At 68.3% G+C, this 25,206-nt stretch carries 21 protein-coding genes; 17 read left to right on the top strand and 4 right to left on the bottom strand.

All coding sequences use genetic code 11. The annotated features are described in order from the left end of the window. Positions 1–3: 3 nt before the first annotated feature. Positions 4–1,881: a sulfite reductase subunit alpha gene (locus Q9K23_RS03945; protein WP_305950396.1), complete on the bottom strand. Its 1,878-nt coding sequence runs from the start codon at positions 1,879–1,881 to the stop codon at positions 4–6. A 1-nt stretch (position 1,882) separates the two neighbouring features. Beyond that, positions 1,883–7,294: a glutamate synthase-related protein gene (locus Q9K23_RS03940; protein ID WP_305950395.1), complete on the bottom strand. Its 5,412-nt coding sequence runs from the start codon at positions 7,292–7,294 to the stop codon at positions 1,883–1,885. A 381-nt stretch (positions 7,295–7,675) separates the two neighbouring features. Here Q9K23_RS03940 and rpmE point away from each other — a divergent pair, with 381 nt between their 5' ends. The 16 genes from rpmE to Q9K23_RS03860 all read left to right on the top strand — a co-directional run bounded on the left by rpmE (position 7,676) and on the right by Q9K23_RS03860 (position 22,242). Next, entirely contained in the window at positions 7,676–7,903 is a 228-nt protein-coding gene (gene rpmE, locus Q9K23_RS03935) for a 50S ribosomal protein L31 (protein WP_020794625.1), read from the top strand. Positions 7,904–7,989: 86 nt separating this feature from the next. Beyond that, positions 7,990–9,090 (top strand): peptide chain release factor 1, encoded by a 1,101-nt coding sequence (prfA, locus tag Q9K23_RS03930; protein ID WP_053778084.1) that lies wholly within the window; start codon positions 7,990–7,992, stop codon positions 9,088–9,090. Next, positions 9,087–9,992, top strand: a complete 906-nt coding sequence (gene prmC / locus Q9K23_RS03925) for a peptide chain release factor N(5)-glutamine methyltransferase (RefSeq protein WP_053778085.1) — start codon at positions 9,087–9,089, stop codon at positions 9,990–9,992. Before prfA ends, prmC begins: the two co-directional genes overlap by 4 nt. An 18-nt stretch (positions 9,993–10,010) precedes the next feature. Then, complete coding sequence (locus Q9K23_RS03920; RefSeq protein WP_053778086.1) at positions 10,011–10,667, top strand: L-threonylcarbamoyladenylate synthase; 657 nt, start codon at positions 10,011–10,013, stop codon at positions 10,665–10,667. After that, the gene (locus Q9K23_RS03915) at positions 10,664–11,890 is read left to right on the top strand and encodes a serine hydroxymethyltransferase (protein ID WP_053778087.1); all 1,227 of its coding nucleotides are present in this window, start codon (positions 10,664–10,666) and stop codon (positions 11,888–11,890) included. Before Q9K23_RS03920 ends, Q9K23_RS03915 begins: the two co-directional genes overlap by 4 nt. Positions 11,891–11,899: 9 nt before the next feature. Continuing rightward, a complete protein-coding gene (locus Q9K23_RS03910; protein ID WP_053778088.1) occupies positions 11,900–13,090 on the top strand; it encodes an MraY family glycosyltransferase in 1,191 nt (396 codons plus the stop codon). Positions 13,091–13,514: 424 nt separating this feature from the next. After that, positions 13,515–13,931 (top strand): hypothetical protein, encoded by a 417-nt coding sequence (locus Q9K23_RS03905; protein WP_053778089.1) that lies wholly within the window; start codon positions 13,515–13,517, stop codon positions 13,929–13,931. Continuing rightward, positions 13,928–14,701 (top strand): F0F1 ATP synthase subunit A, encoded by a 774-nt coding sequence (gene atpB / locus Q9K23_RS03900; RefSeq protein ID WP_020791254.1) that lies wholly within the window; start codon positions 13,928–13,930, stop codon positions 14,699–14,701. Before Q9K23_RS03905 ends, atpB begins: the two co-directional genes overlap by 4 nt. A 115-nt stretch (positions 14,702–14,816) precedes the next feature. Continuing rightward, positions 14,817–15,077: a F0F1 ATP synthase subunit C gene (locus Q9K23_RS03895; protein ID WP_053778090.1), complete on the top strand. Its 261-nt coding sequence runs from the start codon at positions 14,817–14,819 to the stop codon at positions 15,075–15,077. 63 nt (positions 15,078–15,140) lie between these two features. Next, positions 15,141–15,647 carry a F0F1 ATP synthase subunit B gene (locus Q9K23_RS03890; protein WP_053778097.1) on the top strand — a complete coding sequence of 169 codons (507 nt, stop codon included), beginning with the start codon at positions 15,141–15,143 and terminating at the stop codon, positions 15,645–15,647. 2 nt (positions 15,648–15,649) lie between these two features. Beyond that, complete coding sequence (locus Q9K23_RS03885; protein ID WP_053778091.1) at positions 15,650–17,002, top strand: F0F1 ATP synthase subunit B/delta; 1,353 nt, start codon at positions 15,650–15,652, stop codon at positions 17,000–17,002. A gap of 73 nt (positions 17,003–17,075) precedes the next feature. Further along, positions 17,076–18,704 (top strand): F0F1 ATP synthase subunit alpha, encoded by a 1,629-nt coding sequence (gene atpA, locus Q9K23_RS03880; RefSeq protein WP_020793327.1) that lies wholly within the window; start codon positions 17,076–17,078, stop codon positions 18,702–18,704. Between the two features lie 45 nt (positions 18,705–18,749). Next, entirely contained in the window at positions 18,750–19,688 is a 939-nt protein-coding gene (locus tag Q9K23_RS03875; RefSeq protein ID WP_020793332.1) for a F0F1 ATP synthase subunit gamma, read from the top strand. A gap of 104 nt (positions 19,689–19,792) precedes the next feature. Further along, on the top strand, positions 19,793–21,241 hold the full coding sequence (gene atpD, locus Q9K23_RS03870; RefSeq protein ID WP_020793331.1) for a F0F1 ATP synthase subunit beta: 1,449 nt from the start codon (positions 19,793–19,795) through the stop codon (positions 21,239–21,241). 9 nt (positions 21,242–21,250) lie between these two features. Next, positions 21,251–21,631: a F0F1 ATP synthase subunit epsilon gene (locus Q9K23_RS03865; protein ID WP_020793328.1), complete on the top strand. Its 381-nt coding sequence runs from the start codon at positions 21,251–21,253 to the stop codon at positions 21,629–21,631. 164 nt (positions 21,632–21,795) lie between these two features. Beyond that, positions 21,796–22,242, top strand: coding sequence for a DUF2550 domain-containing protein (locus Q9K23_RS03860; RefSeq protein ID WP_020793329.1), 447 nt, complete (start codon positions 21,796–21,798; stop codon positions 22,240–22,242). Here the strand turns inward: Q9K23_RS03860 and Q9K23_RS03855 are convergent. Together Q9K23_RS03855 and Q9K23_RS03850 are read right to left on the bottom strand one after the other, a co-directional pair. Beyond that, positions 22,175–22,825, bottom strand: a complete 651-nt coding sequence (locus Q9K23_RS03855; protein ID WP_305950394.1) for a hypothetical protein — start codon at positions 22,823–22,825, stop codon at positions 22,175–22,177. The genes Q9K23_RS03860 and Q9K23_RS03855 overlap by 68 nt on opposite strands. 442 nt (positions 22,826–23,267) lie before the next feature. Continuing rightward, positions 23,268–23,870, bottom strand: coding sequence for a cob(I)yrinic acid a,c-diamide adenosyltransferase (locus Q9K23_RS03850; RefSeq protein WP_020791980.1), 603 nt, complete (start codon positions 23,868–23,870; stop codon positions 23,268–23,270). A gap of 74 nt (positions 23,871–23,944) precedes the next feature. Between Q9K23_RS03850 and murA the strand changes: the two genes are divergently transcribed. Further along, on the top strand, positions 23,945–25,201 hold the full coding sequence (murA, locus tag Q9K23_RS03845; RefSeq protein WP_053778098.1) for a UDP-N-acetylglucosamine 1-carboxyvinyltransferase: 1,257 nt from the start codon (positions 23,945–23,947) through the stop codon (positions 25,199–25,201). Positions 25,202–25,206 lie beyond the last annotated feature (5 nt).

Below are 25,206 nucleotides of genomic sequence, written 5' to 3'. Positions count from 1 at the left end.
GCGTCAGTAGACGTCGCGGAGGTAGCGCTTGTCCTTCTTCAACTGGTTCAGGTGATCGCGGGCGCCGTCCTCGTCGAACCCGCCGTGCTCGGCGATGATGCCGACCAGGGCGGCGTCGACGTCGCGGGCCATCCGGGTGGCGTCGCCGCAGATGTAGACGTGGGCGCCGTCGGCCAGCCAGGCGTACAGCTCGGCACCCCGCTCACGCATCCGGTCCTGCACGTACACCTTGTGTGCCTGATCGCGCGAGAACGCCAGATCGAGCCGGGTCAGGACGCCGTCGGCGACGAACTGGTCGATCTCGTCGGAATAGATGTGGTCGCAGTGCTGGTGCTGGTCACCGAAGAACAGCCAGTTCTCGCCGGTGGCGCCACGCGCCTGCCGCTCGTGCAGGAAGGCGCGGAACGGGGCGATGCCGGTACCGGGGCCGACCATGATGACCTTCGCGTCGTCGGCGGGCAGCCGGAACGACTTGTTGGGGGTGATGAACACGTCGACGAGCTCCCCCTCGGCACGGCGATCGGCGAGATAGGTCGAGCACACCCCGCCCCGGGTGCGCTCCCCGGAGCGATAGCGCACCGTGGCCATCGTGATGTGCACCATGCCGGTGTGGGCCCGCGGGCTCGACGAGATGGAGTACACCCGGTGCTGGAGCGGACGGAGCTCGGCGATCAGTTCCTCGGGCGTGACGCTCAGGGCAGGATCGACGTTGAGCAGATCGAGCACGTCCTTACCCCACAGCCAGGCGTCGAGCGCCTCCTTGTCGCCGGTGGAGGTCAGGTGCACCAGCTCCGGATCCTGCGTACGGGAGGCGATGTAGTCCACCAGGTACTTCGACGGCGTGGCGATCTCCACATGCCGCGACAGGGACTCCCGCAGCGTGCGGGTGGACTTGCGGTCGGTGATCGGCTCGTCACCGGTGGCACCGAGCCGATCGAGCACCAGGTCCACCAGGGCCGGATCGTTCACCGGGGTGACACTGATCCCGTCACCGGGCTCGTAGTCGATACCGCTGTCACCCAGCGAGATCACCAGATGCCGTACCTCTTTGTCCGATTCCGGACCCGACAACACCGAGTTGGCGACGATCGTGGCCGGGTAGGGGTTCTTACGGCCCCAGCGGGGCGCGCGTTGCGGCTTGTCGGCCGGCGTCGGTGCGGCCGCCAGAGCGGTGGTGGCCGGGGCGGTGGTGTCGATGGTGCTGGTCATACGAGAACTCTCGGGGCTGTCGGCGGCAGGGTCGGCCGGGACATCGGCAAGGTTCTCGTCGATGCCGGCGAGTGCGATGATCGCACGTCCGATCCAGTCCGCCGACGGGCCCTCGTAGTCGACGTCGCAGTCGACACGATCGAGCACCCGTGTGCCGCCCAGCTCGCCGAGGCGGACGTCGATGTTCTTGCCGGCCTGGCAGAAGCCGTCGTAGACCGAGTCACCGAGCGCCAGCACCCCGAAGTACAGCCCGTCCAGGCGAGGTGCGCCCGGACCGGCGAGTGCCTGCCAGAACATCTCGGCATTGTCGGGCATCTCGCCCTCGCCGTAGGTCGAGGTGATCACCAGCAGGCGCCGGACCGCCGAGAGCGCGCCGAGATCGAGGTCTTCGAGGGCACACACCTGCGGGACGAAGCCCTGGGTGCGGGCACGGTCGGCGACCTGCTCGGCGAGGTACTCGGCGGTGCCGGTCTGGCTGCCGTAGGCGATCTGGCAGGCGATCCCGGGGGGTGCCGCCGCGCCCGGGCCGCTCAGCGGTGCGACCCCGGCCAGCGGCGACCCGGCGGCCAGCGGCATGTTGATGCGGGTGTTGAGACCGGCGAGGAAGCCGGCGAGCCACGCCTTCTGGTCACCGGTGAACGGGACGTCGGTGGGGATATAGGGCAACTGCATGTCAGGAGACCTCCGGGAGGGCGGCGGCGGTGGCCGCAGCACGAGAGTCGGGGGCGGGGACACCGGGGATACCGGCGGCGGCGGTGCGCGCGAGAGCTTCGGCGACGTCGGGGATGGCCCGTGCGGCGAACAACTGGTCGAACGACGGCAGTTCGCCGAGGACCTCCCGGTTGTGGCGGTCCTGGTGCAGAATCCAGCCGTAGGTACCGGGGGCGTCCATCGACCGCACGTTCCGGCGGGCGAGGGCCTCCTTGTAGTCGGCCACCCGCTTCGCCGACATCAGCGCCGCGATCCGGTCGTCGTCGCGGTCGGCGAGGATGTCGCGGGCATAGCGCGCGACCCGGTTGACCAGGTCGGAGTCCTCGGTGAGCACCAGGTTGCGCGCCGCGCGGGCCACACTCTCCGCCGACGGCGCACCCGCGGGACCCGCGCCGCGTCCGGCCCGACCACGGCGCAGCCGTGCCTCGGCGACCTCACGGGCGAGCTCGAACACGGTGAACGCACCCAGCAGGCGGTACATGTCGGCGTCGTCGGTGTGCCCGAAGGCCGGCACCACACCGCCGGCCACCGGGCGACCCGCCCGCAGATCCGCCTTCAGGCTGCGGACCTGATCGACGGCCATCGCGGTGGACAACTCCTCGACCAGGGCACGCCGGCCGAACCGTGCGAGCAGCGTCGGTGCGTCCTGATGGGCCACCAGGGCCCGCGGCATGGCATAGGAGACGTAGTGCCGCTCGGTCTCCCAGTTCTCCAGCAGTCGTGTCGCCAGCGCCGAACCCGTTGCGTCGGCGTGCATCTGGAGCAGGGTGTGGGCGGCGTGATGATGCAGCGGGGCGAGCGGGTCGTCGACGCCGGTGATCGCACCGACGATCACCGAATCGGTGCTGATCCGCTCGGCGAGCTCGCAGGCCGGGTCGTACTGGTAGAGGAATCCGCCGCTCATCCCGTTGCCCAGGCCGTTGCCGTAGCCGCCGAGATTGAACACCGCCCCGTTGGTCATGTACTCGCAGCCGAACTCGCCGAGACCCTCGACCACCGCGGTGGCACCCGAGTTGCGCACGGCGAACCGGTCACCGGCCTCGCCCTCGACGAACAGCCGGCCGCCGGTGGCGCCGAACAGGGCGAAGTTGCCGATCAGCACGTTGCCGCCGACCGACGCCGCGCCGCCACCCGGCGAGTGCACCACGACGGTGCCGCCGGACATCGACTTGCCGACACCGTCGTTGCAGGTTCCGTTGTGCTCCAGTCGCATTCCGTCATTGCAGAATGCGGCGTAGGACAGTCCGGCCGATCCGGAGGTGGGCACCACCACGGTGTCGTCGTCGAGGTACCGTCGGCCCCGGTCGTCGGTGCACACCGCGGCGAGCGCACCGGCGGCCGGCGCGTCGAGGATGTGGTTGAGGTGGCGTTCGATGTCCACCGCGAGCTGGGCGCCGACACCGCGGTTGCGGTTGCCCAGCCACACCTCGGCGGTGGTGATCGTGGTCTGGCCCGCCTCGAGTCCGGCGAGGACCTGCCGGCCGAGCTCGTCGTCCACGGCGTAGTCGCTGTCGAGGTAGACCGGCTCGTCGATCTCGCGGTCGGCGGCCCGGGCCAGCAGCGCATCGGTGCGCAGGGTGGCGACCAGCGCGGGATGGTCGACCGCGGTGAGCAGGTCGGTGCGCCCGCGGGCCGCACGCAGGTCGGGCAGCCCCAGGCCGGCGAGGATCTCGCGGACCTCGTGGGCGACGTTCAGCAGGTACTGGGCCATCGCACGCGGGTCGCCGTCGAACACCTCGGGATCGGTGGTGAGACCCGCCGGGCACTTGATGTTGCAGTTCTTGGCCATCACGCAGCCGATCATCATCAGTGCGGCGGTGCCGAACTCGAAGCTGTCGGCGCCGAGCATGGCCGAGATCACCACGTCGCGGCCGGTCTGGTGGGCACCGGAGGTCCGCAGGGTGACCTTCTGGCGCAACCCCTGTGCGGAGAGTGCCTGATGCACCTCGGCGAGACCGATCTCGGCGGCCCGACCGGCATAACGCAGGCTGCTCACCGACGCGGCACCGGTGCCGCCGGTGTTGCCGGCCACGTTGATCACGTCGGCACCGGCCTTGGCGACGCCGACGGCGATGGTGCCGATGCCCTCGGAGCTGACCAGTTTGACGATCACCCGGACCCGGGCGGCCTTGCAGTCGTGGATGAGCTGCGCGAGGTCTTCGATCGAGTAGGTGTCGTGATGCGGTGGGGGAGAGACGAGTTCGACTCCGGGCGTACCGCCGCGGGCGGCGGCGATCTCCACCGTCACCTTGGGCGCCGGAAGCTGGCCGCCCTCACCGGGTTTGGCGCCCTGGCCGATCTTGATCTCGAGTTCGGTGAGCATCGGGTCGGCCAGATAGCCCGCCCAGATGCCGAACCGGCCGGATGCGAACTGCTTGATCCGCGAGGCGCGCAGGGTGCCGTAGCGGGAGATGTGCTCGCCGCCCTCACCGCAGTTGGACAGCCCGCCGACCATGTTGGTGCCGTGGGCGACGGCCTCGTGCGCCGGTGCCACCAGCGCGCCGTGGCTCATCGCACCCGAGGCGAAGGTCGCGGTGATCTGGTGTGCCGGTTGCACATCGGCGAGAGCGATCGGTGCGGTGGCGGCACCCGGGGCGAGGACGTCGCGCAGTGCGCTCGGCCGGCGTTCCCGGGTGCGGCCCAGATCGTCGATGAACGCCCGGTAGGCGTCGGTGACGGTGAACGCGTCGATCTCGTCGGGGGTCAGTGCCGCGAAGCTGCTGTCGGCGTACACGTCGGCGTCGAGCCCGAAGGCCGACTCCAGGGTGCCGAGGGTGAACAGCCGCAGCGACTCGCCGATGCTCTCGCGCTCGGCGGTGGCCGAGTACTCGCGGCCGGCGGCGAACTGGATCTTCTCGCCGGTCAGGCCCGCGTAGCCGCGGACGGCGGCGGTGCCGAACGAATGGCCGGCGCCGTCGGCACGCTCCTTGAACAGACCGAGCAGCGGCAGGTCGGTGTCGGCGGCCAGGGGAGTGGCGATCGCCGCCCGGTGCGCGGCCGCGGTGACCTCCACGATCGGTCCCAGGCCGACGCCGCCGACCGGTGCGGTCAGATCACCGAACCACCGGGACAGATCGGGATCGGCGGTGTCGAGGAACGCCGGCTCGAAGAACTCGCCGCCGATGTAGCTCTCCACCGTGCACAGCCCGACCCGGCCCATCGTCTTCATCAGCGACTTCTCCGCAGCCTTACGCCAGTGCGCGAAACCGGTTGCGGTGTCGTCGTCTCCGCGTGCCAGCAGGGCGGCGCGGCGGGTGATGCTGTGCGGGTGCACCGCGGCGGCACCGAATCCGAGGACGGCGGCGAGGTGATGACTCGACTCGATCTGTCCGCTGTCGGCGACCACGGAGACCCGCAGCCGCATACCGGCGGTGATCAGCAGCCGGTTGACCGCGGAGACGAGGAAGATCATCGGCAGTGCGGCGCGGTCGGGGCCGATCCCGCGGTCGGAGAGCACCGCGATCCCGCCGCGGGCCTCGGCGAAGGCGACCACGGCGGCGGCCACCCCGTCGACCGCCGACACCAGCGCTGCCCGGGTGACCGCCGGATCGGATCCGTCCGGACCGATCGGATAGGTGGCGTCGAAGACCTCGATGGGTGATTCGCCCTGTGCGAGCAGCAGTTCCAGCTCACCGGCGGTGAGGATCGGTGTGCTCAGCACGATCTGACGGCCCTTCGACGGGTCGGGATCGTGGTGCACATCTGGCCGGGCGCCGAGCGCGACCCGCAGGGTCATGCCGTCGGCCTCGCGGATGCTGTCCAGCGGCGGGTTGGTGACCTGGGCGAATCGCTGTGAGAAGAACCGCGACACATTGGATTCGACGTTGGTCAGCGCGTTGATCGCATTACCGAAGCCCATCGCCGACACCCGCTCGGCGCCGTCGGTGATCATCGGGTCGGCGAAGTACCGGAACGACTCCTGGTCGAGGTGATAGGCGCGGAACCGCTGGTGATCGGTGAGCTCGCCGGGAGCCGGGTCGGCGACGGTGGCATCGACGTCGGTGTCGGTGCCTGCCGTGCCGGCGGCCGGCGTGGCCTCTGCGGCCGTGGCGGCCCGCAACTCGTCGAGGTCGATCTTGGCCGCGCGCAGCAGCGCGGGGTAATCCCTTGCGGCGGCGAGCTTCTCGTAGGCATCGGCGGTGGTGTACACGCGATGCTCGCGGTGGTCGTAGAAGATCATCCCACCCGCCGACACGCGGCCGCGGGCGATCACGGTGTCCGGGTCGAAGGTGACCTGTCCGGCCTCGGAGCAGACGCACAGATAGTCGGCGGTCTCGACGGTGCGCAGCGGGCGCAGGCCGAGCCGGTCGAGGCGGGCGCCGATCACGGTGCCGTCACCGAACACCACGGCGGCCGGGCCGTCGTTCTTCTCCTCGTAGAGCGAGAAGTACTCGAACATCGCGCGGACCCGGTCCGACAGGGTCGGGTCGTTCTCCCAGGCCGGCGGCATCATCGAGACGATCGCGGTCACCAGATCCACCTGGTCGTTGATCACGCGGGCGGCCACGGTCTGGTCGAGGCGGCTGGAGTCGGACTGGCCGGGCGGGCGCACGATGGTGCGCTTGCGCGCCGCGGCCGCGGTGACCTGGGCGATCCGGTTCTTCTTGTCGGTGTTGAGCTCACCGTTGTGGGCGAGGAAGCGGAACGGCTGCGCCATCGTCGGATGCGGATCGGTGTTGGTGGAGAACCGCGTGTGGAAGAACAGGGTGTGCACCCGGTGATCCGGATCCGCGAGATCGGTGAAGTAGTCGATCACCTCCGGCGACGACAACCGGCCCTTGAGCACCTGGGTACGCGCCGACAGCGACAGCGGGTACAGGCCGGCGAGTTCTGCCGTCGAGTAGCCGACGGCCTCGATGTGCAGCAGCGCCTGCTGGACCAGCCGGTCGAGATCGGCGGGACCCGGGCACGGCTCCGGTGCCGCGAAGATCCACTGCGTGATCGGCAGCTGGAAGGCCACCGCGGCCGGACGTAACACGCTGTTGTCCACCGGCACCTCGCGGACGCGCAGCACCGTGAAGCCGCGGTCGGCCATGGTCCGCTCGATCAGGCGGGTGGCCCTCGCGGCGGCCGCGGACTCGGTGGGCAGGAAGAAGTTGCCCACGCAGAACTGTCCGAGACGCAGGTCGGGGCGTCCGGTCAGCTTGCGGAAGAACCGCTGGGACAGATCGATCGAGATGCCGCCACCGTCGCCGACACCGAGTGCGGAGAAACCTCCGCGATGGGGGACCGAACACAGGGCCTCGCGGGCCTTGTCGATCACGCTGTGTTTCTGGACCCCGTCCTTGCGGGTGATGAAACCCACCCCGCAACTGCTGTGTTCGTCGCTCGGATCCCACAGTCCTTGCTGCGGGGCTTGCGGCTGCGCCTGCATGCGTCCCCTCTCGTGCCGGTCCTCGGTGGACCCGGATGGTCACGGTGGCCGCTGCGACGCTGAAGCGAACCTGGGTCACTATAACTTAGCCAAGGCTTACCAAGGTGAGGGTGTCCTCATCGGGGTGCCGTCGCAGGTGGGAGGGCCGGGAGCGGCCGCAGCGAGGCGGTCGGCGGCCGGTGGGGCGCGCGGGGTCGCGGGCCGGGAATGAACGGGCCCGGCGGCGGTGTTGAGGGGGGTACCGAGCCGGTCATGCACCACGGCGCCGCGGATTTCCGCGGGCATCCGTGTGCGTGGCATACTGGTCGGTCGAGTCCGGTTCCGGTTCACACCGACGATCCGCGTCGGTGACCCGGCGACCATGAGAAAGGGACACCAGGAATGAAGCAGGGAATTCACCCCGACTACCACCCGACCACCGTCGTGTGCGGTTGTGGCAACACCTTCGAGACCCGCAGTACCGCGGCCAACGGCCGTATCACCGTGGAAGTCTGCTCGCAGTGCCACCCGTTCTACACGGGCAAGCAGAAGATCCTCGACACCGGCGGCCGCGTCGCCCGCTTCGAGGCTCGCTACGGCAAGCGCAAGAAGGCCGACACCGCCAAGTAGGTCTGACGACGACGCCCGCCCGGTTTCTGTTCAACCGGCCGGGCGTCGTTTGCTTTTTCTCCACCAGACCCGACGGACGGACCCGAGTGAACCAACCAGCACGCACCGGCACCGCCGGTGCCACCAGCACCGCCATCGACGACATCCTGGCCGAGCACGCCGGGCTCGAGACGCAGCTCGCCGACCCGTCGTTGCACGACGACCCGGCGATGGCCCGACGTGTGGGCAAGCGTTTCGCCGAACTGGCCCCGATCATGGCGACCCACGCCCGGCTGCAGGCCGCGCGCGACGACCTCGCCGCCGCCCGTGAACTCGCCGCCGACGACGCGGCGTTCGCCGAGGAGATCCCCGGCCTCGAGGAGACCGTCGAGGAACTCGACGCCACCCTGACCGATCTGCTCGCCCCGCGCGACGCCCACGACGGCGACGACGTGGTGCTCGAGATCAAGTCCGGTGCCGGCGGCGAGGAGTCGGCACTGTTCGCCGCAGATCTCGCCCGCATGTACCTCAAGTACTGCGAACGTCACGGCTGGAAGGCGCAGATCCTCGGCGTCACCGAATCCGATCTCGGCGGGTACAAGGATGCGACGCTGTCGATCAAGTCCCGCGAGACCGTCCGCGACGGCGTGTGGTCGCGCCTGAAGTTCGAGGGTGGGGTGCATCGCGTGCAGCGCGTGCCGGTCACCGAGTCCCAGGGGCGGATCCACACCTCGGCGGCCGGCGTGCTGATCTACCCCGAACCCGAAGAGGTCGAGGAGGTCCAGATCGACGAGTCGGACCTGCGGATCGACGTCTACCGGTCGTCGGGCAAGGGCGGTCAGGGCGTCAACACCACCGACTCCGCCGTCCGCATCACCCACCTGCCCACCGGCATCGTGGTGACCTGCCAGAACGAGCGGTCCCAGCTGCAGAACAAGGCCCGTGCCATGCAGGTGCTCGGCGCCCGGCTGCAGGCCGCCGCCGAGGAGGAGGCCGAGGCGACCGCCGCCGAGGGCCGTGCCGCGCAGATCCGCACCGTCGATCGCTCCGAGCGCATCCGGACCTACAACTTCCCGGAGAACCGGATCACCGACCATCGCATCGGGTACAAGGCCAACAACCTCGACGCCGTCCTCAACGGTGAGATGGACGCCCTGCTCGACGCCCTCGTCGCCGCCGACCGTCAGGCCCGGCTCGAGGCCCAGTGAATCCCGGCACGGGCGACGCCGGGCGGCAGCCGGTCCGGCTGGCGCTCGCCGAGGCCACCGGGGTCCTGGCCGCCGCCGGGGTCGACTCGCCGCGTGCCGACGCCGAATGGCTGCTGGTCCACGTGCTCGGCACCGACCGGGGCAGGCTGCTCGTCGCCGACGATCTCGACCACGAAGCGCGGGGACGCTTCGCCGGCCTGATAGCCCTTCGCGCACAACGCATTCCGATGCAGCACCTGGTCGGGACCGCGGCGTTCGGGCCGGTGGAACTGCACGTCGGGCCGGGGGTGTTCGTCCCGCGTCCGGAGACCGAACTGCTCTACGCCTGGGCGCACCAGCTCGCCGAGCGTGAACTGGCAGGTGCCGCAGCCCAGTTCACCGTCGTCGATCTGTGCAGTGGGAGCGGTGCGCTCGCCATCGCCCTGGCGGCGACGCTGCCCGGGGCACGGGTCCACGCCGTCGAGAAGTCACCCGAGGCCACGACCTGGCTGCAGCGCAACGTCGACGGGCTCGCCGCCGACGTCGCCGCCCGCGTCGCGGTGCACACCGGTGATGTGACCGATGCCGGCGCCGTGGCCGCGATGGTCGGTGCCCCGGCCGACCTGGTGGTCAGCAATCCGCCGTATGTGCCGAGCACCACGCCGGTCCCCGCCGAGGTGTACGCCGACCCCGCGATGGCGGTGTTCGGCGGCGAGGACGGGATGGACGTGATCACGCCGATGGCGGCCACGATCGCCGCGATCCTGCGGCCCGGCGGATGCGTCGGCATCGAACACGACGACACCACCGCCGATGCCGTCACCGGTCTGCTGCACGGCACCGGAGACTTCGACGAGGTCACCTCGCACACCGACCTCGCCGGGCGTCCCCGGTTCGTCACCGCCCGTCGGCGCGGACGGTGAGCGTGCAAGGATGAATCGGTGAGCTCAGTATTCGACTGCACCGATCCCGACCAGCGCGCCACGGGCATCCGGGCGGCGGTCGGCGCCGCGAAATCCGGCCGGCTGATCGTGATGCCCACCGACACCCTCTACGGAATCGGTTGTGATGCTTTCGATCCCGAGGCCGTCTCCGCATTGCTTGCGGCGAAGGGCCGTGGTCGTGACATGCCCGTGCCCGTGCTCGTCGGGTCGTGGCACACCGTCGACGGACTGATCCTGGGGGTCAGTTCGCAGACCCGGGCACTGGTCGAGGCGTTCTGGCCCGGCGGACTGAGCATCGTCGTCGAGCAGGCCCCGTCACTGGCGTGGGACCTCGGTGACACCGACGGCACCGTGATGCTGCGGATGCCGCTGCACCCGGTCGCGATCGAGGTGCTGCGCGAGGTGGGGCCGATGGCCGTCTCCAGTGCCAACGTCTCCGGCCGCCCCCCGGCCACCATCGCCGACGAGGCACGCGAGCAGCTCGGCGACGAGGTCGCGGTGTACCTCGACGGCGGCGTCGCACCCAAGGCGCAGGCCTCCACCATCGTCGACCTGACCGGTCGCGCACCCCGCATCCTGCGGGTGGGCGCGGTCTCCACCGAGGACGTCGCGGAGGTCCTCGGCGTCGAGCCGGCGAGCCTGCTGGCCCGATGACCGCAGACGCCCAGGCCGAACTGGGTCGGATCGATCCCGAGCTGCGCGCGCTGGTCGAACGGGAATCGACGCGGCGGGCCCGGTCACTGCAGCTGGTGGCGGGGGAGACCATCGCGCTCCCCGCGGTCCGCGAGATCCTCGCCTCACCGCTCGGTGACACCTATGCCGAGGGTTATCCGGGTGCCCGCTTCCACGGCGGCTGTGAGGTGGTCGACGAGATCGAGGATCTCGCCGTCTCCCGCGCCGCCGAACTCTTCGGGGCCGAATACGTCAACGTCCAGCCGCTGTCGGGGAGTGTCGCCGCGTCGGCGGTCTACGCCGCATTCGCCCAGCCCGGCGACCCGGTGCTGTCACTGCGTCTGGACCACGGCGGTCATCAGACGCACGGTTCCCGCGCCAACTTCTCCGGCCGGTGGTTCGCCCCGATCCGGTATTCGGTCGGCGCCGACGACGAACTCGTCGACTACGACCAGATCCGCGAACTCGCCCTGCTGCACCGCCCACGGCTGCTCGTCGTCGGTTCACCGGCGTACTCGCGGCTGTTCGACTACCCGCTGCTGCGTCAGATCGCCGACGAGGCCGAGTGCATCCTCTGGGTCGACGCCGCGCACCTGGCCGGGCTGGTCGCCGGGGGAGTGGCGCCGTCACCGGTGCCCTACGCCGACGTCGTCACCCTGGTGACCCACAAGGTGCTGCGCGGCCCGCGGTCGGGGGTCGTCCTCGGCGCCGGGCGGCACGGCGCCGCCCTGCGCAAGGCGGTGTTCCCGTTCACCCAGGGTGCCGCACCGATGGACGTCGTCGCCGCCAAGGCCGCGACCTTCGCCCATGCCGCGACCCCCGGTTTCGCCGAGCATGTCCACACCGTCGTGGACACCGCGCGCGCACTCGCCGCCGCCCTCACCGACCGGGGCCTGCGGATCGTCTCCGGTGGCACCGACACCCATCTCGCCGTGGTGGACGTCAGTCCGCTCGGCCTGAGTGGGGTGCAGGCGCAGCGCCGCCTGCAGGGCGCGGGCATCGTCGTGGACAAGACGGTGTTGCCGTTCGACACCCGACCGGTCGCCGAGGGGTCGGCGATCCGGATCGGCACCCCGATCCTCGCGCTGTCGGGGGGCGGGCCGGAGACCCCGGTCACCGTCGCGGAGTGGATGGTGACGGCCCTCACCGACACCGCGCAACACACCCGGATCCGTGCCGAGATCGCCGATATGCTCGGCGGGTAGCCTGATCGGGTGCCAGATCCGTCCGCTCTTGTGCTCGCCGCTCCCGCGACGGGTGGAGCCGGTGTGCCGTTTCGCGAATTGCTGCTGGTCGGGCTGTCGGCGGCGGCGATCACCTACCTGCTGACCTCGCTGGTCCGGGTGGCCGCGATCCGGATGGGGGCGGTGGCCGTACCCCGCGCGCGCGACGTGCACGTCATCCCCACCCCGCGCCTGGGCGGACTGGGAATGTTCGCCGGGATGGTCGCGGCCATCGCACTCGCCGCCAATCTGCCCGCACTCAACCGCGGCTTCGCCTACACCAACGACCTGACCGCGGTGATCGCCGCGGGCACGGTCATCGTGATCGTCGGTGCGATCGACGACCGGTGGGGCCTGGACGCGCTGACCAAGTTCGTCGGGCAGGTCACCGCCGCCTGCGTCATGGTGATCATGGGGATCAGCTGGATCCAGATCCCGGTTCCCTTCGGCGACATCGGCACGGTGGTCCTCGATCCGCTCCAATCGGGGCTGCTGACCGTGGTCATCACGGTCGCCACGATCAATGCGGTGAACTTCATCGACGGACTCGACGGCCTCGCCGCCGGACTGGGTCTGATCTCGGCGTCGGCCATCTGCCTGTTCTCGTTGGGGCTGTTGCGTGACCAGGGCGGGGATGTCAGCTATTACCCGCCGGCACTGATCGCGGTGGTACTCGCCGGCGCCTGTCTGGGATTCCTGCCCCACAACTTCTCGCCCGCCCGAATCTTCATGGGCGACTCCGGGGCGATGTTGATCGGTCTGATGCTGGCCGCGGCGTCGACCAGCGCATCCGGCCGCATCGCGGTGTACGGCTACGGCTCGGCCGACATCGTCACGTTGCTGTCCCCGCTGATCCTGGTCGCCGCGGTGGTGTTCATCCCGATGCTGGACATGCTGATGGCGATCGTGCGGCGTACCCGCGCCGGTGTCGGCTTCTACACCCCGGACAAGATGCACCTGCACCATCGGCTCCTCCAACTGGGCCATTCGCAACGTCGGGTCGCGCTGATCATCTATCTCTGGGTGGCCGTGCTGGCGTTCTCGGTGGCCGCGTCGACGGTGTTCCCGGTGACGGTGGTGGCACCGGCCTTCGCCGGGGGACTGGTGGTGGCGATGCTGGTGACCATCGCGCCCAGGCTCTCGCGCCGTCTGGCCTCGGCGCGGTCGGCTCACGGCAGCTGACCAGGCCCGGGGGCCGGCCAACCGGGTCGTGCGTCCGCCCGGTGTGCTGCCGTCTGGTGAGAAAAGTCCCTTGCGGGGCTATGGCATGTCCGTTCCGTGCAGTAGGCTCTGCACCCGTCGGGGCAGGTGAGAACCTGAACCCGGGGGTAGGTAAGCCAACGGTAAAGGCCATGTACTATGGCCCGTAGTAGTTCGGCGGGCCCCGGTGCCCGCCGACATCGCGGAGGCCGACAACGCCTCCGTAGGACCCGAACCCGACGATGTGCCCACCCCCTGGTGGAAAACGCCCAAGGTCTTGGTAGGGTCACTGCGAACGCAAAGCGTACGCTCGGGTGGCTCACGGCCGCCTGTGGTACGCCGGTTGCCCCGTGCCCGTCGGATGGTCCATCCGTGCAAGCACAAGTAGGAGAGATGAGGAGAGGCAATGGCGACATCCGCCCCTGACTCCGCTCCCGTTTATTACCCGGCGGCACCCACCAGTTTGGTGCGGCCGGGCATCATCTCGGCGGCATTCACCCTGATCGCGGCCGGTGTCGCGATCTACCTCGGACACCCTGCTTTCGCAGTGTTCTTCGCGGTGGGCGTCGTCGCCGTCCTCGTCAACGCCAAGATGGTCACCCTTGCGGTGGCCCGGGTGGCGGCCGAGGAAGATCCCCGTAAGAAACTGCTCGCCGTCAATTCGGCGCTCCGGCTCGGTGTGATCACCGTGCTGGCGCTGGCGGCGGCCTTCCTGGTCCGGCCCGACGGGTTGGGCGTGATGTTCGGACTCGCCGTCGGCCAGGTCGTCCTGGTACTCAACACGGTGATTCCGGTGATGAAAGGACTTCGTAAGCAGATATGAGCGCACCGTCTTACGGCTCGGGCACCCTCTACCTTGCCGAGTCCAAGATCGAGGTGGGGCACCACCGGCAGGCCGAGTGGCTGGGGCTCACCTGGAACATCGACACGATCATCTCCACCCTGATCGCCGCCGCCGTCGTGATCGCCCTCGCGCTGGTCGTCCGGTACAAGGTCACCTCGGGTAAGCCCAACGCGGTCCAGATGTACTTCGAGGTGCTGACCGTCCAGATGCGTCAGCAGATCCAGAGCTCGATCGGCATGAAGGTCGCCGGGTTCGTCCTGCCGCTGGCGGTCACCCTGTTCACCTTCATCCTGGCCGCCAACTGGCTGGGTGTGATCCCGTGGCAGTACGGCAAGTCCGACGGCAGCACCACCGAGGTCCTGATGACGCCCTCGAGCGACGTCAACTTCGCCTACGCGCTGGCCCTGTTCGTCTTCGTCTGGTACCACTTCGCCGGTGCCCGTCGCCGCGGTCCGATCAAGCACCTCGTGATGCTGGTCAAGGGTCACGCAGCCGGACTCGCACCGATCAACATCATCGAAGAGATCGCCAAGCCCGTCTCGCTCTCCCTCCGACTCTTCGGCAACATGTTCGCCGGTGGAACCATGCTCGCGGTCATCGCGCTGTTCCCGGCCTACATCCTGTGGGCGCCCAACGCCCTGTGGAAGTCCTTCGACCTCTTCGTCGGCCTGATCCAGGCCTTCATCTTCGCCCTGCTGACGATCCTGTACTTCAGCCAGAGCATGGAACTCGAAGAGGATCACCACTAGAGGTCCACGACCTGAGTCAGACCACCCGTAGTACGACCCTGGTCGGCGGCGCCGACCGGACCCACAGACCTGGCAGTCTCACGGCTGCCAGTACCACCCGAAAGGAAAGATCTCAATGGATCCGAATCTGGTTAGCATGGGCGCGTTGATCGGCGGCGGCCTCATCATGGGCGGCGGCGCGATCGGTGCCGGTATCGGTGACGGTATCGCCGGTTCCCAGCTCATCGCCGGCATCGCCCGGCAGCCGGAGGCCCAGGGCCGACTGTTCACCCCGTTCTTCATCACCGTCGGTCTGGTCGAGGCCGCGTACTTCATCAACCTCGCCTTCATGGCGCTGTTCGTCTTCGCCAACCCGGCCCAGACCTACGGCGGCTGATAGCCGGCGTCACGCCAGTCCACCTCTCACGTTCGTTATCCCGATAGGGGACCACCCATCATGATGAGTCTCGCCTCAGAAGAAGCCGGGGGGACGTCAAACTTCCTCATCCCCAATGGCACGTTTTTCGCGTGCCTGCTGATCTTCATCGTCGTGCTGGTCGTTATCCGCACTCTCGTCGTCCCACCGATTCTCAAGGTGCTCGACGAGCGTGAGGAACGCGTCGCACAGACGGTCAAGGACAACAAGGCCGCTGCGGCGAGCTTCGAGGATGCCGACCGTGAGTACACGGCGCGTCTCCGCGACGCCCGTGGGGACGCCACCGGAATCCGTGACGAGGCGCGGGCGAAGGGCAACGAGCAGTTGTCCTCCGCCAAGCACAAGGCCACCGAGGAGGCCGACGCCGCACTCGCCAAGATCACGGCTGATCTGAAGGTGGCGGCGGACAACGCGGTCACGACCGCCAAGCAGGACGTGAGCCGGCTGTCGGCGACGCTGGCCGGCCGCGTCCTGGGTACCGATGTCGCCGCAGCCACCGCTGGGGCCGAGCAGACAGAGACGGTGAAGTAAGCGTGGACATTTTCATCGGACAGCTCGTCGGGTTCCTGGTCCTGGTCTTCCTGTTCGTCAAGTACGTGCTGCCGCCGCTGCGCAAGGCAGTGGTCAAGCAGCAGGACGCGATCGGGCAGCAGATCACCGAGAGTGACGACGCCAAGAATCGTGCCGCCGAGGCACAGGTGGCCCACGAGAAGGCGATCGAGCGCGCCGAGAACGAGGCCAAGGAACTGCACGAGGGAGCCCTCTCCGACGCCAAGTCGATCGAGGACGACCTGAAGAAGGCAGCCGACAGCGAGGTCAAGCGGATCAGCGAGCACGGCAAGGCACAGGCCGAGCTCAGCCGCACCAGCCTCATCCGTCAGCTGCGCACCGATCTCGGTCTGACCGCTGTCGACGGGGCCGGCGAGCTGGTGCGCAAGCATCTGGCCGTGCCGAGCAACCAGGCCGCGACCATCGACCGGGTGATCGACGAGCTCGAGGGCATGTCCTCGGGTTCGCAGCCGGAGACCGGTATCCCGTCGAACGCCGAGCTGATCGGTCTGCACTCGCTGCACGCCACCAGCCGTGAGGCTGCGCGGGCCATCGCCACCGAATTCGACTCGGCGGCAGCCGATCTCGATTCGTCGGCACTGACCGCAGCGTCGGTGGAGCTCTCCGAGGTGATCCGGTTCCTGGTCAAGAACCCGGTGCTGCGCAAGAAGATCACCGAGGACGAGGACAACGCTGCGGGCAAGCGGCAGCTGGTGCACTCGCTCTTCGACGGCAAGGTCGCCCCGATCGTCGTCGACCTCGTCGCCACCGGTGCGGTGCAGCGCTGGTCGCAGAGCAACGACCTGCTCGTCGCCCTGCGCCGGCAGAACGCCCTGGTGGTGCTCGCAGCCGCCGAGCGTGACGGAACCATCGAGCAGACCGAGGACGAGCTGTTCCGCGTCGGTCGACTGCTCGACGGCAACCCGGAACTGGCCTCGCTGCTGTCGGACTTCGCACGTCCCGCCGACAAGCGCAACGACCTGCTGCGCTCGCTCGTCGGCGACCAGGTCGGTGAGCACACCTGGTACCTGCTCTCGCACACCATCAATGCGCTGCACGGGCAGCCGGCCGAGGTCGCCGTGGCGCACCTGGCCGAACTGGCCGCCGCCCGCCGTGGCGAGACCGTGGCCCACGTGATCTCCGCCGTTGCGCTCACCGACGCCCAGGTCACCCGCCTGTCGGCGGTGCTCGCGAACATCTACCACCGCAAGATCTCGGTCCAGACCGAGGTCGATGAGTCGATCATCGGCGGCCTGCGCATCGGCGTCGGCGACGAGGTGATCGAGGCCGACATCGCCACACGTCTGGCGAAGGCGGCCGAGACACTGCCCCGTTGACGCCGCGCCCGGCGTTCGACGACCCGAACACCCCACGTACCACTCACGGACTGAGCAAGAAAGACGAGAACCCATGGCGGAGTTGACGATCTCAGCAGACGAGATTAAGGGAGCGATCGAGCAGTACGTCTCGTCGTTCGAAGCCGAAGCCACGCGTGACGAGGTCGGCATCATCACCGATACCGCGGACGGCATCGCGCATGTCAGCGGCCTGCCGAGTGCGATGGCAAACGAGCTGCTGCAGTTCCCGGGCGGCGTGCTCGGCGTGGCGCTGAACCTCGACGAGGACGAGATCGGTGCCGTCATCCTCGGTGACTACGAGACCCTGGAAGAGGGCCAGCAGGTCAGCCGTACCGGCGACGTGCTCTCGGTCCCGGTCGGTGACAAGTTCCTGGGTCGCGTCGTCGACCCGCTGGGCAAGCCGATCGACGGACTCGGCGACATCGAGGCCGAGGCACAGCGCGTCCTCGAACTGCAGGCCGCTTCCGTGCTCGAGCGTCAGCCCGTCGAGGAGTCCCTCGCCACCGGCATCAAGGCCATCGACGCCATGACCGCCATCGGCCGCGGACAGCGCCAGCTGGTGATCGGCGACCGCAAGACCGGCAAGACCGCGGTCTGCGTCGACGCCATCCTGAACCAGAAGGCCAACTGGGAGTCCGGCGACCCGACCAAGCAGGTGCGCTGCATCTACGTCGCGGTCGGCCAGAAGGGCTCGACCATCGCGGGCGTCAAGACCGCCCTCGAAGAGGCCGGCGCGATGGAGTACACCACCATCGTCGCGGCTCCCGCCTCCGACTCCGCCGGATTCAAGTGGCTGGCCCCCTACACCGGTTCAGCCATCGGCCAGCACTGGATGTACGACGGCAAGCACGTCCTCATCGTGTTCGACGACCTGACCAAGCAGGCCGAGGCCTACCGCGCCATCTCGCTGCTGCTGCGTCGCCCGCCGGGCCGCGAGGCATACCCCGGTGACGTCTTCTACTTGCACTCCCGTCTGCTGGAGCGTTGTGCGAAGCTGTCCGACGCCATGGGTGGCGGTTCGATGACCGGTCTGCCGATCATCGAGACCAAGGCCAACGACGTCTCGGCGTTCATCCCGACCAACGTCATCTCGATCACCGACGGCCAGGTCTTCCTCGAGTCCGACCTGTTCAACAAGGGCGTCCGCCCGGCGATCAACGTCGGTACCTCGGTGTCCCGCGTCGGTGGTGCCGCACAGACCAAGGGCCTGAAGAAGGTGTCCGGCTCGCTGCGTCTGGAGCTGGCCCAGTTCCGTGAGCTCGAGGCATTCTCCGCCTTCGCCTCCGACCTCGACGACGCCTCGAAGGCGCAGCTCGAGCGCGGTGCTCGGTGGGTCGAGATGCTCAAGCAGGATCAGTACAGCCCGTACTCGGTCGAGGACGAGATCGTCTCGATCTACCTGTGCGGTGAGGGTCACTACGACTCCGTGCCCGTCGACGACGTCCGGAACTTCGAGACCCAGCTGCTGAGTCATCTGCACCACAACGCGACCGGTGTCTACGACTCCATCGCCGGTGGCCAGGTGCTCTCCGGGGATCAGGCCGAGGCCCTCGTCGCCGAGACCAACAAGTTCAAGTTCTCCTACCTCACCCATGACGGCAAGCGCGTCGTCAACGAGGCCGAGGCCAAGGCGATGGACTCCGAGGACGTCGAGCACGAGTCGATCAAGATCCGCAAGTGATCGAAGCGACCATCGACATCTCAGGCAAGGAAGGGGTGAGGGCTCATGGCCAGCATTCGTGAGCTGCGCTCACGCATCCGGTCGGTCCAGTCGACCAAGAAGATCACCAAGGCGCAGGAACTGATCGCGACCTCCCGGATCACCAAGGCCCAGGCCAGGGTGGCGGCTGCGATGCCGTACTCGGAGGAGATGACCAAGGTCCTGTCCGAGCTGGCCAGCGCTGCGGGATCGCTCGATCACCCGCTGCTGGTGGAGCGTGCGCAGGCCAAGCGTGCCGGAATCCTGGTGATCACCAGCGACCGCGGCATGTGTGGCGGCTACAACACGAACGTCCTGCGGGCGACGCGCGAACTCATCGCGTTGCTGCGGGAAGAGGGCAAAGAGCCCGTGCTGTTCGTCATGGGGCAGAAGGGCGTCGGCTACTTCAGCTTCCGCGGCATGGACGTTGCCGACTCTTGGACCGGGTTCTCCCAGGCCCCCGAGTTCGTCGACGCGGCGGGTGCGACCGATTTCTTGGTCAACCTGTTCGTCGCCGGCTCGGATGAGTCGGTCGATCGGCCGGACGGTGAGGGCGCGCTGGCGGGTCTCGACGAGCTGCACCTGGTGTACACCCGGTTCGTCTCGATGCTGACCCAGGAGCCCGAGGTCCGTCGGATGGCCCCGCTGGTGGTCACCGAGGACGAGGTGGACGTCTCCGACGCGGAGACCGTGCCGAGCGAGGTTCGCAACTACTCCTTCGAGCCCGGTGCCGAGGCACTGCTCGAGGCGCTGTTGCCGAAGTACATCGCTACCCGCGTCTACGCGGCCCTCCTGGATTCGTCCGCATCGGAGTCGGCCGCACGCCGTACTGCGATGAAGGCCGCCACCGACAACGCCGAGGAACTGTCCAAGACGTTGTCCCGCGAGGCAAACCAGCTGCGCCAGGCCCAGATCACGCAGGAGATCAGCGAGATCGTCGGCGGGTCCAGCGCACTGGCCAACTAGCCGGAGAAAGCGGGCGGCGCGTCCGTTCCATCAACCGGGCCCGCCCGCTTCGCTCCCGGCGCCCGCACAGAAACTTCGATCGAAGAGGAAGTGACCCAACCACCATGACCGCAGCAGTAGAAACCCCATCCGCGAAGTCGGCGGGGTCGACCGAGGGCCGGATCGTCCGGATCATCGGCCCCGTGGTCGACGTCGAGTTCCCCCGTGGCTCGATCCCCGACCTGTTCAACGCCCTGCATGCGGAGGTCTCCCTCCCGTCGGTGGCCAAGACCCTGACGCTCGAGGTCGCACAGCACCTCGGCGACAACCTGGTCCGCACCATCTCGATGCAGCCGACCGACGGCCTGGTCCGCGGCGCTGCCGTGTCGGACACCGGCTACCCGATCCGCGTGCCGGTCGGCGACGTCGTCAAGGGCCACGTGTTCAACGCCCTCGGTGACTGCCTCGACAGCCCGGGCCTGGGTCGCGACGGCGAGCAGTGGGGCATCCACCGCAAGCCCCCGGCCTTCGACGAGCTCGAGGGCAAGACCGAGATCCTCGAGACCGGCATCAAGGTCATCGACCTGCTGACCCCGTACGTCAAGGGCGGCAAGATCGGTCTGTTCGGTGGTGCCGGTGTCGGCAAGACCGTTCTGATCCAGGAGATGATCACCCGTATCGCCCGCGAGTTCTCCGGAACCTCGGTGTTCGCCGGCGTCGGTGAGCGCACCCGTGAGGGCACCGACCTCCACCTCGAGATGGAGGAGATGGGCGTTCTCCAGGACACCGCCTTGGTGTTCGGTCAGATGGACGAGCCGCCGGGCACGCGTATGCGCGTGGCGCTGTCGGCGCTGACGATGGCGGAGTACTTCCGCGACGTCAAGCACCAGGACGTGCTGCTGTTCATCGACAACATCTTCCGGTTCACCCAGGCCGGTTCGGAGGTCTCGACCCTGCTCGGTCGTATGCCTTCGGCCGTGGGTTACCAGCCGACGCTGGCCGACGAGATGGGTGAGCTCCAGGAGCGCATCACCTCGACCAAGGGCCGTTCGATCACCTCGCTGCAGGCGATCTACGTCCCCGCCGACGACTACACCGACCCGGCGCCGGCCACCACCTTCGCGCACCTCGATGCGACCACCGAGCTCTCGCGTCCGATCTCGCAGCTGGGTATCTACCCGGCCGTGGACCCGCTGACCTCGACCTCGCGCATCCTGGAGGCCTCGATCGTCGGTGACGAGCACTTCCGCGTCGCCAACGAGGTCAAGCGCATCCTGCAGAAGTACAAGGAACTGCAGGACATCATCGCCATCCTCGGTATGGACGAGCTGTCCGAAGAGGACAAGGTCACCGTTCAGCGTGCCCGTCGTATCCAGAAGTTCCTCGGCCAGAACTTCCTGGTCGCCGAGAAGTTCACCGGTGAGAAGGGCTCGGTCGTTCCGCTGGCCGACACCATCGAGGCGTTCGACCGCGTCTGCAAGGGCGAGTTCGACCACCTGCCGGAGCAGGCGTTCAACAGCTGCGGTGGGCTCGACGACGTGGAGGCCGCCGCTGCCAAGATCGCCGGAAAGTAGCAGGCGACAATGGCTGACAAGTCCTACCACGTCGAGGTCGTCGCGGCCGACACGGAGCTGTACTCCGGTGAGGCGACCTTCCTGATCGCCCAGACCACCGTCGGTGAACTCGGCATCCTGGCCGGACACGAGCCGTTGCTCGGTCAGCTGGTGCCCGGTGGCTTCGTGGTGATCGTCGAGACCAGCGGCGAGCGCAAGGCCGCCGCGATCGAAGGCGGTTTCCTCTCGGTCACCGGCGAATCGGTCACCATCCTGGCCGATTCGGCCGAGTGGGCCGATGATGTCGACGTTGCAGCGGAGAAGGCCGCCCTCGAGGCCGCCGAACCGGGCAGCGAGGCCTACAACCATGCGCATGCACGGTTGACCGCCGCCGAACATCTGGTGAAGTAGCTCACTCCGACACTTCGGAGTTCAGCGAGGCCAGCCACCCCAGACCGGGGTGGCTGGCCTCGCTGCTTTGCGGGGTGGCATGCTTGGAACACGTCTCCCTCGACCCAGCCCCGCGTCACAGCCCGACGCGATCGCCGAGGCGGAGACCGAGGAGGTGCACTCGGGTGTCTGTACTCGTCGTGGTGCTCAGCGTATTGCTGGTGTTGGTCCTGGCCTTGTGCTGTCTGTTGGCGTTCCGCGTGGCGCAGTTGCGTCGCGGTGGGACGCCTGTTCTGTTGCGGGTGCTACCCGCCGATGTGGACGAGGGATGGCGGCACGGGACCGTGCACTACACCGACGAGGCCCTGCGCTACTACCGCCTCTCGTCCCTGCGGCCCGGCCCGTCGCGCACCCTGGTCCGACGTCGCCTCGACATCAGTGGCCGGCGCCGCCCGGTGGGCACCGAGCGCGACATCCTCGAGGGCATGGTGATCCTCGAGGTGCATCAGTCCGCGTCTTCCGGTGACGATCGGACCTACGAGATCGCCTTCGATCCGGGCGGCGTCACCGCTTTCCAGTCCTGGGTCGAATCACGCCGCTCCCTGCGGTCGCAGAACCGCCGCTCTGCTTGAACGTTGCAGAGGTTTCGACGGACAGTCGGCCTCGCTGCGCGAGGACGTCCTGGTCCGTCGGATTGAGCTTGTCGAAATCAACCATCGTGTGGGGTGCGACGAGGCGTGTCGAAACCTCCGGCGGCTGATGTCGGGAGGTGATCCGCTCGGGGGTGAGCGGCTTCCGGCGTGATGTGGCAGAGGTTTCGACGGACGGTCGGCCTCGCTGCGCGAGGACGTCCTGCTCAACCATCGTGTGGGGAACGACTTGCTCAACCATCGTTTGGGGTGCGAGGACGTCCTGCTCAACCATCGGTTTTTGCTGGTTGAGCCGGTGAGGAGCGTAGCGACGAGGCGTGTCGAAACCTCCGGCGGCTGATGTCGGGTGGTGACCCACTTCTGAGGTGGGTACGTTCCAGCGCCAGGTGACAGAGGTTTCGACAACGGTCGGCCTCGCTAGCGCGAGGACGTCCTGCTCAACCATCGTGTGGGGTGCGAGGTTGTCCTGCTCAACCATCGTGTGGGGAACGTCCTGCTCAACCATCGTGTGGGGAACGTCCTGCTCAACCATCGTTTGGGGTGCGAGGACGTCCTGCTCAACCATCGGTTTTTGCTGGTTGAGCCGGTGAGGAGCGTAGCGACGAGGCGTGTCGAAACCTCCGGCGGCCGATGTCGGGAGGTGATCCGCTCGGGGGTGAGCGGCTTCCGGCGTGATGTGGCAGAGGTTTCGACGGACGGTCGGCCTCGCTGCGCGAGGACGTCCTGCTCAACCATCGTGTGGGGAACGACTTGCTCAACCATCGTTTGGGGTGCGAGGACGTCCTGCTCAACCATCGGTTTTTGCTGGTTGAGCCGGTGAGGAGCGTAGCGACGAGGCGTGTCGAAACCTCCGGCGGCTGATGTCGGGTGGTGACCCACTTCTGAGGTGGGTGCGTTCCAGCGCCAGGTGACAGAGGTTTCGACAACGGTCGGCCTCGCTAGCGCGAGGACGTCCTGCTCAACCATCGTGAGGGGCGGTCCTGCTCAAGCGCCTTTTGGCGAGTTGCTCAACCCGCGGTGGGGCGCGACCGATCGCCGCCGGGAACCCACTTGACGTCACCCTCGCTACCGGGGACGCGGTTGGCCACCCGCGAGAGGATGAACAACAGATCCGAGAGCCGGTTGAGGTACTTCGCCGGCAGCACCGATGTCGACTCGGGATCGGCGTCGACGGCCGCCCACGCCGACCGTTCTGCTCGTCGGGTCACCGTTCGTGCCTGGTGCAGCAGCGCCGACAAGACCGTGCCACCGGGCAGGATGAACGAATCCAGGTTCGGCAGATCTGCGCCGAACTCGTCGCACCATTTCTCGAGGGCGTCGATGTAGCCCTGCTCGATCCGCAGCGGCGGGTACTTCGGGTTCTCGACGACCGGGGTGGACAGATCGGCACCGGCGTCGAACAGATCGTTCTGGACGGTGCGTAGGGCTTCGGCGATCGCCTCGGGGACGTCCGCCGACGCCAGGGCGACGCCGATCACCGCGTTGACCTCGTCGCAGTCGGCATAGGCGACGACGCGTGGATGGGTCTTGGGGACGCGGGAGAAGTCGCTGAGCCCGGTGCTTCCGTCGTCGCCGGTGCGGGTGTAGATGCGTGTGAGGTGAACGGCCATGCCCAGAATCTAGTTCGTCGGCACCGCCCCGGTGTGAGGCAGCCGGATCCGCGGTGCCGGATAAGCTGTCGGACGTGAGTGATCGCTATCTGGTGACCGGCGGGGCGCGGCTGAGCGGCGAGGTGTCGGTCGGGGGAGCCAAGAACAGCGTGTTGAAGCTGATGGCGGCCTCGCTGCTGGCCGAGGGCACGACGACGTTGACCAATTCGCCCGAGATCGCAGACGTCCCGCTGATGGCCGACGTGCTGCGCGGGCTCGGGGCCACGGTGAGCATCGACGGTGACACCGTGGTCATCGATTCGCCGGCCGAACCCAAGTACCACGCCGACTTCGACGCGGTGAAACAGTTCCGTGCGTCGGTGTGCGTGCTGGGCCCGCTGATGGCCCGTTGCCGACGGGCCGTCGTCGCACTGCCCGGCGGCGACGCCATCGGCTCCCGACCCCTCGACATGCATCAGGCGGGCCTGCGCGCCCTCGGCGCGCACAGCTCGATCGAACACGGCTGTGTGGTGGCCGAGGCCGATTCGCTGATCGGCGCGCCGGTGGCGCTGGAGTTCCCGTCGGTCGGCGCGACCGAGAACATCCTGATGGCCGCGGTGCTGGCCGAGGGGCAGACCACCATCGACAACGCCGCCCGCGAACCGGAGATCGTCGACCTCTGCGAGATGCTGCAGCAGATGGGGGCCCGGATCGAGGGCGCCGGGACGTCGACGCTGACCGTGGTGGGTGTCGACCGGCTGCACGCCACCACCCACCGCGTGGTGGGCGATCGCATCGTCGGCGCGACGTGGGGGATCGCCGCGGCGATGACCAAGGGCGATGTCACCGTGCACGGCGTGAAGCCCGCCCACCTGCAACTGGTCCTGACCAAACTCGCCGACACCGGGGCACGGGTGGACTCCTTCGCCGACGGCTTCCGGATCCGCCACGACCGCCGACCCTCGGCGGTCAACGTCTCGACGCTGCCGTTCCCCGGATTCCCCACCGACCTGCAGCCGATGGCGATCGGCCTGGCCGCCGTCTCCGAGGGCATGTCGGTGATCACGGAGAACGTCTTCGAGGCCCGCTTCCGCTTCGTCGAGGAGATGGTGCGGCTGGGTGCCGACGCCCGCACCGACGGCCATCACGCGGTGATCCGGGGGATCGATCGGCTGTCCAGTGCACCCGTGTGGTGTTCCGACATCCGGGCCGGCGCCGGACTCGTGCTGGCCGGACTCGTCGCCGACGGAGTGACCGAGGTGCACGACATCGAGCACATCGACCGCGGCTACCCGAACTTCGAGGAGAACCTGACCCGGCTCGGTGGTCAGATCGAACGGGTTCGGGGCTGAACGTG

The organism is Gordonia sp. NB41Y, assembly GCF_030718915.1.
In the GTDB taxonomy this organism is placed as follows: domain Bacteria; phylum Actinomycetota; class Actinomycetes; order Mycobacteriales; family Mycobacteriaceae; genus Gordonia; species Gordonia desulfuricans.
The sequence above is the reverse complement of the archived record's forward strand: the minus strand, read 5'-3'. Positions and strand labels throughout refer to the sequence as shown.

Coding starts and splice junctions, on each gene's coding strand:
- Q9K23_RS03855 (WP_305950394.1), bottom strand. CDS start 22,825: ATGGTTGAGCAGGACGTCCTCGCACCCCAAACGATGGTTGAGCAGGAC.
- Q9K23_RS03915 (WP_053778087.1), top strand. CDS start 10,664: ATGACCGCAGACGCCCAGGCCGAACTGGGTCGGATCGATCCCGAGCTG.
- Q9K23_RS03850 (WP_020791980.1), bottom strand. CDS start 23,870: ATGGCCGTTCACCTCACACGCATCTACACCCGCACCGGCGACGACGGA.
- Q9K23_RS03890 (WP_053778097.1), top strand. CDS start 15,141: ATGAGTCTCGCCTCAGAAGAAGCCGGGGGGACGTCAAACTTCCTCATC.
- rpmE (WP_020794625.1), top strand. CDS start 7,676: ATGAAGCAGGGAATTCACCCCGACTACCACCCGACCACCGTCGTGTGC.
- Q9K23_RS03945 (WP_305950396.1), bottom strand. CDS start 1,881: ATGCAGTTGCCCTATATCCCCACCGACGTCCCGTTCACCGGTGACCAG.
- Q9K23_RS03865 (WP_020793328.1), top strand. CDS start 21,251: ATGGCTGACAAGTCCTACCACGTCGAGGTCGTCGCGGCCGACACGGAG.
- atpA (WP_020793327.1), top strand. CDS start 17,076: ATGGCGGAGTTGACGATCTCAGCAGACGAGATTAAGGGAGCGATCGAG.
- Q9K23_RS03905 (WP_053778089.1), top strand. CDS start 13,515: ATGGCGACATCCGCCCCTGACTCCGCTCCCGTTTATTACCCGGCGGCA.
- Q9K23_RS03895 (WP_053778090.1), top strand. CDS start 14,817: ATGGATCCGAATCTGGTTAGCATGGGCGCGTTGATCGGCGGCGGCCTC.
- atpD (WP_020793331.1), top strand. CDS start 19,793: ATGACCGCAGCAGTAGAAACCCCATCCGCGAAGTCGGCGGGGTCGACC.
- atpB (WP_020791254.1), top strand. CDS start 13,928: ATGAGCGCACCGTCTTACGGCTCGGGCACCCTCTACCTTGCCGAGTCC.
- Q9K23_RS03875 (WP_020793332.1), top strand. CDS start 18,750: ATGGCCAGCATTCGTGAGCTGCGCTCACGCATCCGGTCGGTCCAGTCG.
- Q9K23_RS03940 (WP_305950395.1), bottom strand. CDS start 7,294: ATGCAGGCGCAGCCGCAAGCCCCGCAGCAAGGACTGTGGGATCCGAGC.